Origin of the sequence: Bifidobacterium sp. MSTE12 (assembly GCF_000513015.1) — a bacterium.
In the GTDB taxonomy this organism is placed as follows: Bacteria; Actinomycetota; Actinomycetes; order Actinomycetales; family Bifidobacteriaceae; genus Bifidobacterium; species Bifidobacterium dentium.
The window spans coordinates 28,691-43,058 of record NZ_AZYA01000037.1 but is presented as its reverse complement, the minus strand read 5'-3'; the positions used below and the strand labels follow the sequence as shown (position 1 = coordinate 43,058).

Genomic DNA, 14,368 nt, shown 5'->3' with positions numbered 1-14,368 from the left:
CCCGAGGCCATGTCCGCCCTATCGCGAATGCCGCCGGTTCATGTCTCTACACAATGATGATAATAGGAGGCATCATAGTTCAACCGTGAGAGGTGCCATTGACCCAGGAGATCGAAATCGAGCAGAAAACGGACGAGCCCACCATGGGCGGCGTGCTCGCCGACCAGTCGGAAGTGCTGCTCGACACCGGCGACGGGGAGCGTTTCCACGAATCCCACGATGAACAATGGCAGGAGCGTGAATCCCGCAATGCGCTGAAGCATGTGGCGGGTCTCGGCGAGAAGCAGGACGTCACCGAAGTCGAATACCGTAAGGTACGACTCGAGCGCGTGGTGCTCGTCGGCGTATGGTCTTCCCGCGAAACCACCCAGGCCGCGGCCGAGGAATCATTGCGAGAGCTGGCCGCACTCGCCGAGACTGCGGGCGCCGTGGTGTGCGACGGGTTGCTTCAGCACCGTATCAAGCCGGACGCGGCCACCTATGTCGGTTCCGGTAAGGCACGCGAACTGGCGGGTATCGTGGCGCAGGAGGATGCCGACACCATCGTGGTGGATGACGATCTGCCGCCAAGCCAACGTCGAGCCCTCGAAGACGCCACCAAGGTGAAGGTGGTCGACCGTACCGCCGTGATTCTCGACATCTTCGCCCAACATGCCACCTCCCGTGAGGGCAAGGCGCAGGTTGAACTGGCTCAGCTTGAATACATGCTGCCGCGACTGCGTGGTTGGGGCGGATCGTTATCCCGTCAGGCCGGAGGCCGTGCGGCGGGCGCCGATGCGGGCATCGGCTCGCGAGGTCCGGGCGAGACGAAAATCGAGATGGATCGTCGTGTGATCCGCAGTCGCATCGCCAAGCTGCGTCGTCAGATCGCCGAAATGGCCCCCGCACGTGAGGTCAAGCGTGGCTCCCGACGACGTTTCGGACTGCCGACGGTTGCCGTGGTCGGCTATACCAACGCCGGCAAATCGTCGCTGACCAACCGCCTGACCGGTTCCGCCGAGCTGGTGGAGAACGCCTTGTTCGCCACGCTTGATACCGCGGTGCGTCGTGCGCGTGCGAAGGACGGTCGTCTGTACGCATACGTCGACACCGTCGGATTCGTGCGCCGTCTGCCCACGCAACTGATCGAAGCGTTCAAGTCCACGCTGGAGGAGGTCGCCGAAGCCGATCTGATCGTGCATGTGGTCGACGGTTCCCATCCCGACCCGTTCTCGCAGATAGATGCGGTGAACGACGTGCTCGCCGATATCGATGGCGTGGGAGCCATTCCGACCATAGTGGCGTTCAACAAATCAGATCTTATGGGTGAAGCGGTTCGTGAACGCATCGAGGCCCTGATGCCCGACGCGTACGTTGTTTCCGCATATTCGGGCGAGGGCGTGGACGAACTGCGCACCGGAATCGAATCCATGCTGCCGACCCCGAACGTGCATGTGGAGGCGTTGCTGCCATATTCCGCCGGATCGCTGGTGTCACGCGTCCGCGAATACGGCAAGGTGCTTGCCGTCGAATATCGCGACGACGGCATGATGCTCCGGGCGGAGGTCGATGACCATCTGGCGGCGCGGATAGTTGAACAGGCCATTGCCTGAATGCCTTTCGATGTATCCAGGGTGAGTGCCCGCCATGTTTGTGAGCGCTCACATCAAGTGTGGCGCAAATCACGTTTCAGCCATGTCAAGGCGTGCTACACAGGCCTGAAACGTCATGCTGTGTGGATACAGTAAAAGTGTTATTGAAGATGAAGCCCGTCACCAACGGGACATTCGTTGCCAAAGAGAGGTAAGCACATGGTGGATTCACCAATCAAGCCCACAAAGCTCGCTATCATCGGTGCCGGCGCAGTCGGCTCCACTCTCGCCTTCGCCGCCGCCCAGCGCGGTGTCGCCCGTGAGATCGTGCTCGAAGACATCGCCAAGGAACGTGTCGAGGCCGAAGTGCTCGACATGCAGCACGGCTCCAGCTTCTATCCGACCGTGTCCATCGCAGGCGGCGACGATCCGGAAATCTGCCGTGACGCGGACATGATCGTCATCACCGCAGGTCCGCGCCAGAAGCCGGGCCAGTCCCGTCTCGAGCTCGTCGGTGCCACCATCAACATCCTCAAGGCCATCATTCCGGGTCTCGTGAAGGTCGCCCCGAACGCCATCTTCATGCTCATCACCAACCCGGTCGACATCGCCACCCATGTCGCCCAGAAGATTTCCGGTCTGCCGAAGAACCAGGTCTTCGGTTCCGGCACCAACCTCGATTCCGCACGTCTGCGTTTCCTGATCGCCCAGCAGACCGGCGTCAACGTCAAGAACGTCCACGCATACATCGCCGGCGAACATGGTGATTCCGAAGTCCCGTTGTGGGCTTCCGCCACCATCGGCGGCGTTCCGATGTGCGACTGGACTCCGCTCCCGGGCCACGATCCGCTCGACGCCGACAAGCGCGAAGAAATCCATCAGGAAGTCAAGAACGCCGCCTACAAGATCATCAACGGCAAGGGCGCAACCAACTACGCCATCGGCATGTCCGGCGTCGACATCATCGAAGCCGTCATGCGCGACTCCAACCGCATCCTCCCCGTCTCTTCCATGCTCGAGGATTTCCACGGCATCTCCGATGTCTGCATGTCCGTCCCGACCCTGCTCAACCGCTCCGGCGTCAACACCGCCATCAACACCCCGGTGTCCGATCGCGAGCTCGCAGCCCTCAAGCGTTCCGCAGAGACGTTGAAGGAAACCGCCGCCCAGTTCGGCTTCTGATACCAAACGCGGTAACGGAGTGCCAGTTGCGCTGCTCGAAACTTGACGTACCTTCGTATGTCTTCGTTCCGGGCGTCGTACCGGCACACATGGTACCGCGTTCTGTATGTCTTGACATCAAGTTGCGAAATAGGTATTGTGCAACTTGAAAACAAAGGAAACCCCAGCCTTCGGGCTGGGGTTTCCGCGTTTGAGCACGAATGAAAATGGTATTGAGAAGCGATTTCAGTTCGTCTCTCGATGGAACCGAGCGATGGGAATGACACCATATGGCACATGATCATGCGCATGTACATGAAATGACGGCGAATGGGGGAGGGGAACACCAGAAACGACTCATGCTGTCGCTAGGGCTCACCGCAACGGTGTTCTTGGCGGAAGTCGTCAGCGCCGTCATCACTGGATCGCTTGCCCTGCTGGTGGATGCCGGTCATATGCTCACCGACATGTCGGTGTTGGTGGCCTCCACGATCACCGCGATGCTCATGCAACGGGAGCCTAACAGCAAACGAACCTGGGGATGGGCTCGACTTGAAGTGCTCACCGCCGCCGTTGGCGCGTTGATCCTGCTGCTGGTCGGCATATATGCGTTGGTGGAGGCCGGCATGAGACTGTTCGGCGGCGCCGCCGATGAGATTTCGGATGTGCGGCTGCTGCTGTTCATGGGTGTTCTCGGCCTGGCGGCGAATGTCGGATCCATCTTCATTCTCGCCTCGCAGAGCGAAGACAACATGAACATGAAGGCCGCGTTCCTCGAAGTGATGAACGATGCCTTGGGCTCCGTGGCCGTAATCGTTTCGGCCATTGTGCTCATCTGCACCGGGTGGACGGGCTTCGACGCCGTAGCCGGCGGCATCATCGCGTTGATGATGATTCCACGTGCGCTTAAACTCCTAGGCAACGCGGCACGCGTGTTGCTGGAGGAGACCCCGAAGGGGCTGGATCTCGATGAGGTGCGCATGCATCTGGAGCAAGTTCCCCATGTGGTCGCCGTACATGACTTGCATGCCAGCACCGTGTCAACGGGCATGCCGATCCTCATGGCGCATGTAGTGGTGGAGCAAGGCCTCACCATGGAGGATTCGGCACGAATCCTTTCACAGCTTCAGGACTGCCTGCGGGAACATTTCCCTGTTTCGATACCCCATACCACCTTCCAGCTTGAACCGGAAGGATACAGTTCCGCAAGTCGTCCGCAGATGCACTCCTGATACGGCGGGTGAGTCGACTGCCGTATCAGGATGGTCGGGGATGATGGACTCAGATCTTACGAAGAACGGTGACGACTTTGCCCATGATTTCGGCATGTGTGCCGTCAATGGGTGAGTAGGCCGGATTGTGCGGGATAAGCCACACGTGGCCATGGTCTTTGCGGAAAGTCTTGACCGTGGCCTCGTCATCAAGCAAGGCGGCGACGATATCACCGTTTTCCGCAGTGTGCTGCTCACGCACCACCACAAAATCGCCGTCACAGATCGCGGCGTCGATCATGGAGTCGCCATGCACCTCCAACATGAACAGATTTCCGGTTCCGGTCAGCCGTTCGGGCAGACGCATGACATCGTCGATATGTTGTTCGGCGGTAATCGGCACGCCTGCGGCGATACGCCCCACCAGTGGCACATCATGGGAGGCCATGATGGACTCGCTGGAATCCACGCCGGTGGGGAACGGAATGACTTCGGCGACCCCGTTGCCGGAGGCAGGCCCCTCGGGATCGACGACTTCGATGGCGCGTCCCTTGTTGGCGCTCATGCGGATAAAGCCTTTTTCCTCCAATACCTGCAGTTGGTGCTTGACCGAGGATGGACTTTTCAGACCTGCGGCCTCGCCGATCTCTCGAAACGAAGGGGCGAAACCACGCTGGGCAAGATGCGTTTTGATGGCGTCCAGCACCTTGCGCTGACGCTCGGTGAGCGCATTGGCATCAGGGTGCGATTCACCTTGTTTGGGAGTGAATGGGACGGTGCTCACGGTGTGCTCCTTTCGGTCCAATCACCAGCATATCGCGAAACGCCGCGAAAATCAAACATCTGTTCGATGTGTGGTTGCGCTTTTCGAACGTATGTGCCATAATGTAGAACACATGTTCGATAGAACAAGTGTTCGAAAGGAGTGGCTGCGATGAACGGTATGCGGGATGCGTCGGCGACGGCTCGGGCGATGCGTGCGGCGAATGGTTCGACAGTGTTCCATGCGAAGTCGCATAAGGGAACGAAGTCACATCGGGAATGGTGGAAATTCCTATCGGACCGTATCGTTACCGTGGCGTTGCTGGCCGGACTGATGTGGTGCCTATATGGGGTGATTCGTCCGGCCCGAGCGGAATCCGCAACCGGTGCGACTCCCGTGGTCGTGTACACGGTGCAGCCCGGGGATACGCTGTGGGACTATGCCTCGAGCATCACTCCAGCGGGCGACGACGTGAATGAAACCGTCGATACGCTTGTCCGGCTCAATAATCTTGATTCCGTATCTCTGCAGGCGGGGCAACGGTTGCTGGTTCCGAGTCAGAGTTCGTGAGGGGGTTTGGGCTAATTCAATGGTTCAGGCTATTGTGGAGACCATGCATTGCCCGTTTTGCCAGAACCCAGATACGAAGGTGGTCGATACCCGCATCAGCGAGGACGGTCACTCCATTCGCCGCAGGCGCGAATGCCCGAAATGCGCTAAACGTTTCACGACGGTGGAAACCACCATGCTGCTGGTGGTCAAGCGTTCCGGAAACGTCGAACAATTCGATCGCAACAAGGTAATTTCCGGCGTACGGAAAGCATGCCAGGGCCGTCCGATCAATGAAGACGACTTGAAAATGCTCGGACAACGCGTGGAGGAGGACCTGCGGTCACGAGGACTTGCACAAGTCAAGTCCGATGAGGTGGGCAAGGCCATTTTGAAGCCGTTGCGTGATCTGGACATGGTGGCCTACATGCGTTTCGCAAGCGTATACCAAAATTTTGAGAATCTTGAAGACTTCCAACATGCCATTGACGAACTCAAGGGCGATATGAAATAGGCGGAACTGGCGTCATACATGCAAAAGGGGTTCTTCAACCATAGGTTGAAGAACCCCTTTTGCATGCGTTTGCGCGAGGTGGAGGGCGTCAACTGATGACGCGCATGCGAATCGTACCCTCGATGGCAGCCAGCGCATCCAATGCGTTCTGATCCGGACGCTGCGCCACATCGGTGACCACATAGCCAAGCTCGCCTTCGGTGCCCAACGACTGTGCGGCGATGTTGATGTTGTCTTCGCCCAAAACACGATTCACGTGGGCGAGCACACCGGGAAGGTTGGCATGCAGGTGTGCGATGCGGCAAGTGCTGCGGATGTCGGACAGTATGATCTGCGGCATGTTGACGGACAGCATCGTCGAACCCTTGAACCAATAATCCTCAAGCCGTTGCGCCACGAAGTGTCCGATCGATTTCTGGGCCTCCAGCGTGGATCCGCCAATATGCGGCGTCAGAATCATATTGTCCTCATCGGCCAACGGCGTGGTGAACGCATCGCCGGTCTTCTTGGGCTCGACGGGGAATACGTCCACGGCCGCGCCGGAAAGATGCCCGGAATCAAGATGCCGTTTCAGCGAGTCAAGGTCGGCGACGAAGCCGCGGGACAGGTTGATGAAAATTGCATCCTGCTTCATGTGGGCAAACTGGTCGTCACCGAAAAAGCCGATGTTCGACTTGCGCCCATCGACATGCAAGGTGACCACGTCGGACTGTTCCAGCAGTTCATTGAGCGTGCCGCAACGATGGGCATTGCCCATGGCGAGCTTCTCTTCGATGTCGTAGAACACCACACGCATACCGAGAGCCTCGGCGATGACGGAAAGCTGGGAGCCGATATTGCCATAACCGATGATGCCCAACGTCTTGCCGCGTACCTCATGTGAGCCGGATGCGGATTTGTCCCACATGCCATGCTTCATATGGTGGGTATGCGCCGGGATGCGACGCATCAGGCAGATGATGTCCCCGATGACCAGTTCCACCACTGAGCGGGTGTTCGAATATGGCGCATTGAATACGGCGATGCCGCGTTTGCCGGCATATCCGAGGTCGACCTGATTGGTGCCGATGCAGAAGCAGCCGACGGCGGTCAACGTCGGACGGGCGTCGATGACCTTGCGCGTCACGTTGGTCTTGGAACGGACACCAAGCAGATCCACTCCTTCAAGTGCTTCGATGAGCTCATCCTCGCTCAGCGCGCCCTTGAGGCACTCCACTTCGAAACCGTGCTCACGCAGCGATTGCGCGGCGTCGGGATGAATGTTTTCCAATAGCAATGCTTTAGGCATGGATACCACCTTATAGCGTGAGTAGTTTTTCGTCGTCGTTTGTCCGCACTATAAGCAGTCGTTGCGTGGGCCTGGTCATGGCGACATACAGATCGGAGGCCGCCACGATGCGTGAAGGGGCATCCTCTTCGATACGGCCGGGTTGCACCACCATGACCGCGTCATATTCCAGACCCTTGACGGTCCGTGTGGAGCATATCGTGACCTGTTCATCCCAGGAACTCTGCGAGCTCAGGCGCTCGAACTCCTTGGGAGCCAAGGTCTGACGCAGTTCCGCGTAGACCCTGGCCCGAAGGGAGGCAAGCAGGGCATCGGGAGCGATGATGGCCACACGGCCGGTACCATCCGCGCCGACATGGGCGCGCACCAGATCGATGGCCTGATGCGCTACTGCGTCGGCGAGCAGGCTTTCGTCGGTGAGCGTGAGGCGCCTGACGGAATCCGCAACGCCGCGTACGGCGTTGACGGTGGAGATGTACAGTCCTTCCGCCGAGGCGAAGTCGCAGGCCAGTTGCGAGACTTCCTTCGGATTGCGGTAGTTGATGGTCAGCTCGTTGAGCGACCAGTTATGCGGTCCGAACAGCGGGTCCATCATGCGTCGCCAGGAACGGGTACCGCCCAGGGCCGAAGTCTGGGCGACGTCTCCCACGATGGTGAAGGAGCGGGATGGACAGCGGCGGATCAGCATGCGCCAATCCATGGCGGTGAGCTCCTGCGCCTCATCGACGACGACATGCCCGTAGGTCCATTCACGGTCGGCTCCCGCGCGCTGGGCGGTGAGTTCCGCATCCATGCCGTTGATGTTGTCGACCAGCATTTGCGAAGTGATGATGCCCGACCCGATGCCGGCTTGGGCGAGCGTGTCTTGGGCGAACTGCTCTTCTTCGGCGCGTTTGGCGTCCAGTGCCTTTTGCCTGGCCACGGCCTTGGGGTCTGGGCCGAGCAGTTCCATGGCTTCATCGAGCAGAGGCACGTCGCTGATCGTGAAGGGCGATCCCTTGGGGCGGGTCAGCGTCCTGATGTCGCGTTCCTCGAGCCATGGTGCGAAGCGCCGCAGTTGATCGGGCTTGGCGAATAGCTGATCCACCAGCCAGGTGCCGGTCATGGGCAGCCAGGCAAGGTTCAGGGTTTTCCGGAGCGCATCGTTCATACGAAGCTGCTGCATCACATCATTGAGCTCCGCCTGCTCGGGGGTGTAGTCGAGTTGTTCCACGTAACGGTTTCGCATGGCGATGAGCATGCTGTGCACGAAGGATTCGCGGGCCTTGTTATGCGGTTGGCGAGTTCTTTTGGCGTCGGTGATGGCCTGTTCCAAGTCGACGCGCAACATGGGACAGGCGAATCCGTTGATGCGGATCGTCGGTAGTTCGGACGGAATGTGTTCGCGTGCGGCCACGGCGTTGGCGATGGCCTTGGCCATGCGACGTTCGCCTTTGAGCTTGGCGGCTCGTGGATCGTCATGACCCGTGGCGATGACTCCCGGAATGAGATCGGCGATGGTGCGACTGACCACACCGGTCTCGCCCAGCGAGGGGAGTACCTGATCGATGTAATGCAGGAATGTCGAACTCGGGCCGATCACCAGCACGCCGGAACGTTCCAATGCGCGTCTGTGCGTGTACAGCAGGTAGGCGGCCCGGTGCAGGGCCACCGCGGTCTTGCCTGTGCCCGGGCCGCCCTGCACCACCACGGCCTGATTGAGATCCGCGCGGATGATGCGGTCCTGCTCCGCTTGGATGGTGGCCACGATATCGGTCATCTTACCGGTTCGTTTGGCGTTGAGCGAGGCCAGCAACGCGCCCTCGCCAGTCAATGTGCCGGCTGAAGAGGCCTGCCCGACCTGGTCGGAATGCACGTCGAGCACCTCATCCTCCACACCGACCACCTCACGGAAATTCAAGGTGATGTGACGACGCATGACGATGTCGCCATGGCTGGAAGGCGTCGCTTCGTAAAACGGGCGGGCCGCTTCGGCGCGCCAATCCGTCAGGATCGGCTCGTGACGTTCGTCGGACAGTCCCAAACGGCCGATATATCGATGTTCGCCCTTGGCGTTATCCAATCTGCCGAACACCAGTCGGTCCTCGACGGCGCGCAACTGGGTGAGGCGATCCTCATACATGGTGGCGAAGGAGTCCCGCTCGGTGCGTTGGGTCGGAGAGCCATGCGAACCGGCTGCGCGCACCGTATCCAGACGGGCGCGGACCTGTGCCCGAAGCGCGTCCAGACGGTCGTATGCGCGGCTGACTGCCTGCTGCTCCTCATGCAGCTGGGCGGAATAACTCGACATGTGGTGATCCCTTCGTGCAAAAACTCAGGCAATCAAATCTACTCCGAGGCTTCTACGAAAACGTGGGGACCGAAACGAATGACGATGAATGGCTGATGAATTCGGGCGGGGACGAATGAATCGAATTGCGGGGAAAAGACATCCGGGTGAGTGTAGTTTTTGTGTTTTGGTGGGGAATTGCGGTGATTCGTGGGGTAAAGTGGTGAATCAGCTGTGGGTGGAGTGTACCCAATGTCGAAAAAAAGGAGGTGTGGCCATGGTTCACGACGCTGAATCCGAGCCCGCCTCGAACGATGCCTCCGCATCGATGCACGACATGATGGCCGATTTGCCTCCGCTGTTGCTGGGGACCTACACTCCCAAGATCGACGCCAAAGGACGCATGGCGTTACCTGCGAAATTCCGCAGCCAGCTCGGTCCGGGCATGGTGATGGCACGAGGGCAGGAACGCTGCGTCTATCTGCTGCCGCAGATGGAATTCCGTCGCATCGCCATGCAGATTCAGCGCACTTCGATGGGCAACAAGGCCGCGCGTGAGTACCTGCGTGTGTTCCTATCCGGCGCCGTCGATCAGGATCCGGACAAACAGGGCCGCGTTCTGGTGCCGCAAATGCTTCGCGATTACGCGAATCTCGGCAGCGACATCGTGGTGATCGGCGTGGGAACCCGAGCGGAGATTTGGAACAGGCAGGCATGGGAGGAATATCTGGCCGACAAGGAACAGGGATATTCCGATATTGCCGATGACGTATTACCGGCGGTGGAATTCTGATGACAGATGTGACGACGATTCATCAACCAGTACTGCTACGCGAATGCGTGGAGTTGGTCGCACCGGCATTGGCGAAGCCGGGAGCGGTCGCAGTGGATTGCACGCTCGGCCTTGCGGGACATTCCACGGCGTTCCTCAGGGCGAGTCCCGAGGCTCGGCTGATCGGCATCGACCGGGATGTCGAGGCGTTGGCACTCGCCACCAGGCGCATGGAACAGGAAGGGCTGGCGGAACGTTTCATTCCGGTGCATGCCGCCTTCGACGAGTTCGCGCATGTGCTTGAAGATCGAAACATCGACGTGGTGGATGCGGTGTTCATGGATCTGGGCCTTTCCAGCCTGCAGATCGACGAGACGGAACGCGGATTCTCCTATTCCCATGACGCGCCGCTCGACATGCGCATGGACGTGACGCAACCACTGACCGCCAGGCAGGTCCTGTCCGAATATTCGTTCGCCGATCTGGTACGCATCTTCCGCACCTACGGCGAGGAGCGCTTTTCCAAGCAGATCGCACGGGAGATCGTGCGCAGACGTGAGACGGAACCGTTGACCACTTCGGGGCAGCTCAATCGGCTTGTCGACGAAGTGGTGCCGCAGGCCCATCGACCTGCCGGCAATCCAGCCAAGCGCGTGTTCCAAGCGTTGCGTATCGAAGTCAACGGCGAGCTGGACAAACTCGCCGACACCTTGCCGCAGATCGCCAACCATCTTGCGGTCGGAGGCCGCTTGGTGGTGGAGTCGTACCACTCGTTGGAGGACAAGACGGTGAAAACCTTCATGGCCCAAGGGCTTAAGGCCGATGTTCCAGCGGATATGCCGGTGATTCCTCCCGATATGCAGCCATTCTTCAAGGAACTGACCCGAGGGGCCATCAAGGCCGACGAAACGGAGATTGCCATGAATCCGCGTTCGGCATCCGTCCGATTGAGGGCCGTGGAACTGATCAGACCGATTCCCGATCGATGGCGCAAACGCTTCGATCGGGGTAACGATTACCGCACCATGACAAGACAAGGAAGGAGGGGCTGATATGGAGGCACCACGTACCATCTCATCGAATGCAGCGCCTGCAGGTCGCAGGAACAAAAGCGAGATCGCGGGCACCACCCGTCCCGAATTGCACGTCATCAAGGGGAATCGTACGGATGAATCGCGCGTCAGGCGCGGTTTCGAACAACTCCTCACCTGGACGCGCACGCGCAGAACCCCGTTGCTACATCTGGTCGTCGCCGTGGTGTTCCTGGTGGTATGCCTGCTGGGATCATTGACATTGCGCACCCAGATGGTGCAGAACTCCTTTGAAGCCAATCAGATTGAAACGAACATCACTCGCCTCTCCCAAGACGTCGAAGACGACCAGGCCAAGCTCGACGAGCTTGAAGCATCCCTGCCGGACAAGGCGGAGCAGATGGGCATGGTGCCGCAGAAAGGGGCATTGACCATCGATCTCAACGGATACAAGGCGAGCGGGGACGACGCTCAGTGAAGTTCGTCAGACGCGTCTACGCGATATTCCACAGGAACCTGTTGACGAAGACCATGGCCATCGGCGTCATATTGGCGGTTTTGGCCTGCGCATGCCTGATCCAGCTGACCAATGTGCAATTGGTCAACGGCAAGGACATGGCACAGGCCGCCGCGCAAAGCCGCACCATCACGGTGACGCTGAAGGCTCGGCGTGGCAAGATCCTTGACACCAACGGGTCGATTCTGGCGCAGAGCGTGGAACGCTACACCATTATCGGAAATCCCGAGGAGGCGCAGGCCTTCATACCGACCACCTGCACGAAACAGACCGGTGACAACTGCCATCAGATCGATGGCAAACCGGTCGGCGCCACGGGTGCAGCCGCCGTGGCACGTCTGCTGGCGCCGGTGCTCGGCATGGACGCGACCGAACTCGGAGCCCAATTGTCGGGAACCGGCCAGTATGCCGTATTGAAAAAGGACGTGACGCCTGCGGTCAAGCGTAAGATCAGCAAACTGAATCTGGGCGGTATCGTCTATGCCGAGCTGAGCAACGAGCGCATCTATTCCAACGGCACCCTGATGGGCGCGTTGCTGGGTGGGGTCAACGATGACGGCGAGGGCGTGGCCGGCATCGAACAGATGGAAAACAAGACGCTCACCGGCAAGGATGGCTACCAGGTCTACCAGCGGGGCAACAGCGGTGTCGAGATTCCGGGGACCATGACCGAATCCCAGGATGCCGTCAATGGTTCGGACATCACCCTCACCATCGACCATGACGTGCAGTGGTACGTCGAAAAGGTGCTCAAGGAGGGCCGGGAGAAATACCAGTCCGCTTGGGGAGTCGCCATGGTTCAGGACATCGAGACCGGCGATATCCTGGCGCTTGCCGACAGCGATGAGGTTCAGGCAGACGGTGATCAGGCCAAGCTCGGTGTGTCGAGGGCCGTCAGCGAGACCTTTGAACCGGGGTCGATCGGCAAGGTGTTCGCCATGTCGGGCATGCTGCAGCTCGGGTTGCATCAGATGACCGATAAGTTCACCGTTCCCGACAACTACACGGTGGACGGTCAGACCTATAAGGATGCCACTACGCATGGCGCCGAGCATTGGACCCTCGCAGGCATTCTCGAACAATCATCCAACGTGGGCATGGTCATGGCCGGTGACAAGATGAGCAATGAGCAGCGCTACGAGTTCATCAGCAAATTCGGCATCGGTCAGGATACCGGTCTGGGGTTGCCCGGCGAGTCGTCCGGCGTGTTGCATCCGGCGAACGAATGGGATCAACGAACGCGCAACACGGTGCTGTTCGGCCAAGGCTATACGGTGAACGTCATGCAGATCACGAATGCCGTGGCGGTGATCGCAAACAAGGGAGTGAAGAAACCGCAGCGCATCATCAAGTCGGTTTCGGATGCCGAAGGGCATACACAGGAAAAGCAGGCGAAGGGGGAGGCCACCCGCGTGCTTGACGAACAAGTGGCGTCTCAGATGATGAACGCCATGGAATCCGCGGCCGATCACTACTCCTCGTTCGTGAAGGTCGACGGATATCGTATGGCGGCCAAGTCGGGTACGGCCGAAGTCGCCGGCTCCGACGGCAGGTTGTCGTCGATCATCAGCGATTATTCCGCGATCATTCCCGCCGATAATCCACGGTACGTGATTACAGTGGTGCTCAAAGACCCGCAGGGAAGCTTCGGCGGCCTGACCGCCGGCCCGCTGACTGCGGAAATCGGTGAATTCCTTATGCAGAAATATGAGGTGCCGGCCTCCAGTCCGCGCACTGATGCTATTGCAGTGAATTGGTGATTGGCGGCCGAAGAAAGGCAGGGAGACGTCAGCAATGAGCGCGGTAAGCGAATCCATGAACCGGCGAATGACTTTGGGGCATCTTGCCAGCCAATACGGTTTTGACCTTGACCCGTCATTCGCCTCCGCAGTGACGGTGACCTCGCTTGCGGACGATATCGACTCGATACGTCCCGGCGCGTTGTTCGTGCCGGGTGCCGATGTCGACGTTCGGCAGCTGGTGCAGGCGCAGCAACTGGGGGCATACGGCGCAATCGTGCCGCATGCGATGCGCGGTGAGATCCAAGATCTTCAGATTCCCCTGATCTACGCCGAACCGACGGCTCAGCAATTGGGCAAACTGGCCTGTGATATCGCGGGGGCGCCGTCCGATGTCCTGGCCGTATTCGCCATCGTAGGCAGCGATAGGGAGTCGGTCGAGGCCGATGTGAAGGATCTCGCCGATTTCCTGCATATGCTCGGCAACCCCGTGGGCGTGATCAGCGCCGCCAACTCGCAATCCCTGGAACGATTCCTCGATTTGCACTATCCGTTGTCCATCTTGGATGTGCAGCGTACCTTGGCGGTATGCGCCGAAGACGGTGCCGCCGCAGTGATTCTCGCGTTGGACGAGCGGACGTTGCGTAAGCAGGCGTTGCAGTCGGTCAGTATCGACGTACTTGGTGTCGATGATGCCAGAGTCAGCGAAGCGCAACTGTCGCGGGACGTGGCGGGCTTCGGCGGTGCGATCGGCAAGCAGACGCATGTGGCCGCGCGTACGCAGGAGTCCGATCTGCTGGCATCGCAGGCCGCGATGGCATACGAGCAGGTCGATGGCAGGGCGTTGTCGCTGTCGATCGCCATGGTTCTGGCGGCCGGCGTACGTAAAGCGAACATCAAGAGCGCGCTACGCGTGTCAAGGGACCTGAACTGACCACAACCGAACGAAATCGGAACGAATAAGAGGAGACGAACCAGTGAAC

13 protein-coding genes are annotated in these 14,368 nt (G+C 59.5%); 10 read left to right on the top strand and 3 right to left on the bottom strand.

The genetic code is table 11. The features are described from left to right. Positions 1 to 143: 143 nt before the first annotated feature. The 3 genes from hflX to HMPREF1494_RS08935 all read left to right on the top strand — a co-directional run bounded on the left by hflX (position 144) and on the right by HMPREF1494_RS08935 (position 3,964). A complete protein-coding gene (gene hflX / locus HMPREF1494_RS08945) occupies positions 144 to 1,592 on the top strand; it encodes a GTPase HflX (protein ID WP_129879809.1) in 1,449 nt (482 codons plus the stop codon). Between the two features lie 198 nt (positions 1,593 to 1,790). Next, positions 1,791 to 2,753, top strand: coding sequence for an L-lactate dehydrogenase (locus tag HMPREF1494_RS08940; protein WP_003839412.1), 963 nt, complete (start codon positions 1,791 to 1,793; stop codon positions 2,751 to 2,753). Between the two features lie 269 nt (positions 2,754 to 3,022). Next, a complete protein-coding gene (locus HMPREF1494_RS08935; protein WP_034522224.1) occupies positions 3,023 to 3,964 on the top strand; it encodes a cation diffusion facilitator family transporter in 942 nt (313 codons plus the stop codon). A gap of 49 nt (positions 3,965 to 4,013) precedes the next feature. Here HMPREF1494_RS08935 and lexA read toward each other — a convergent pair whose 3' ends face one another. Further along, positions 4,014 to 4,727 (bottom strand): transcriptional repressor LexA, encoded by a 714-nt coding sequence (lexA, locus tag HMPREF1494_RS08930; RefSeq protein WP_034522222.1) that lies wholly within the window; start codon positions 4,725 to 4,727, stop codon positions 4,014 to 4,016. Between the two features lie 150 nt (positions 4,728 to 4,877). Between lexA and HMPREF1494_RS08925 the strand changes: the two genes are divergently transcribed. Both HMPREF1494_RS08925 and nrdR read left to right on the top strand, forming a co-directional pair. Continuing rightward, positions 4,878 to 5,276, top strand: coding sequence for a LysM peptidoglycan-binding domain-containing protein (locus tag HMPREF1494_RS08925; protein WP_034522220.1), 399 nt, complete (start codon positions 4,878 to 4,880; stop codon positions 5,274 to 5,276). A gap of 43 nt (positions 5,277 to 5,319) precedes the next feature. Next, positions 5,320 to 5,769, top strand: a complete 450-nt coding sequence (gene nrdR / locus HMPREF1494_RS08920; protein WP_033489071.1) for a transcriptional regulator NrdR — start codon at positions 5,320 to 5,322, stop codon at positions 5,767 to 5,769. An 88-nt stretch (positions 5,770 to 5,857) separates the two neighbouring features. Here nrdR and serA read toward each other — a convergent pair whose 3' ends face one another. Both serA and HMPREF1494_RS08910 read right to left on the bottom strand, forming a co-directional pair. After that, positions 5,858 to 7,057: a phosphoglycerate dehydrogenase gene (serA, locus tag HMPREF1494_RS08915; RefSeq protein WP_034522216.1), complete on the bottom strand. Its 1,200-nt coding sequence runs from the start codon at positions 7,055 to 7,057 to the stop codon at positions 5,858 to 5,860. 10 nt (positions 7,058 to 7,067) lie between these two features. After that, a complete protein-coding gene (locus HMPREF1494_RS08910; RefSeq protein ID WP_034522209.1) occupies positions 7,068 to 9,347 on the bottom strand; it encodes a HelD family protein in 2,280 nt (759 codons plus the stop codon). Between the two features lie 307 nt (positions 9,348 to 9,654). Between HMPREF1494_RS08910 and mraZ the strand changes: the two genes are divergently transcribed. From mraZ to HMPREF1494_RS08885, 5 genes are read left to right on the top strand one after another with little or no spacing between them, the layout of a single operon-like run. After that, positions 9,655 to 10,119 carry a division/cell wall cluster transcriptional repressor MraZ gene (gene mraZ, locus HMPREF1494_RS08905; RefSeq protein WP_370622782.1) on the top strand — a complete coding sequence of 155 codons (465 nt, stop codon included), beginning with the start codon at positions 9,655 to 9,657 and terminating at the stop codon, positions 10,117 to 10,119. Next, complete coding sequence (gene rsmH, locus HMPREF1494_RS08900; RefSeq protein ID WP_034522207.1) at positions 10,119 to 11,150, top strand: 16S rRNA (cytosine(1402)-N(4))-methyltransferase RsmH; 1,032 nt, start codon at positions 10,119 to 10,121, stop codon at positions 11,148 to 11,150. The genes mraZ and rsmH overlap by 1 nt, the downstream gene beginning before the upstream one ends. Position 11,151: 1 nt before the next feature. Then, the gene (locus HMPREF1494_RS08895) at positions 11,152 to 11,607 is read left to right on the top strand and encodes a hypothetical protein (protein ID WP_003839428.1); all 456 of its coding nucleotides are present in this window, start codon (positions 11,152 to 11,154) and stop codon (positions 11,605 to 11,607) included. 53 nt (positions 11,608 to 11,660) lie between these two features. Beyond that, complete coding sequence (locus HMPREF1494_RS08890; RefSeq protein ID WP_231495403.1) at positions 11,661 to 13,406, top strand: peptidoglycan D,D-transpeptidase FtsI family protein; 1,746 nt, start codon at positions 11,661 to 11,663, stop codon at positions 13,404 to 13,406. Positions 13,407 to 13,440: 34 nt separating this feature from the next. Further along, positions 13,441 to 14,319, top strand: a complete 879-nt coding sequence (locus tag HMPREF1494_RS08885; protein ID WP_034522201.1) for a hypothetical protein — start codon at positions 13,441 to 13,443, stop codon at positions 14,317 to 14,319. The last annotated feature ends 49 nt before the right edge of the window (positions 14,320 to 14,368 follow it).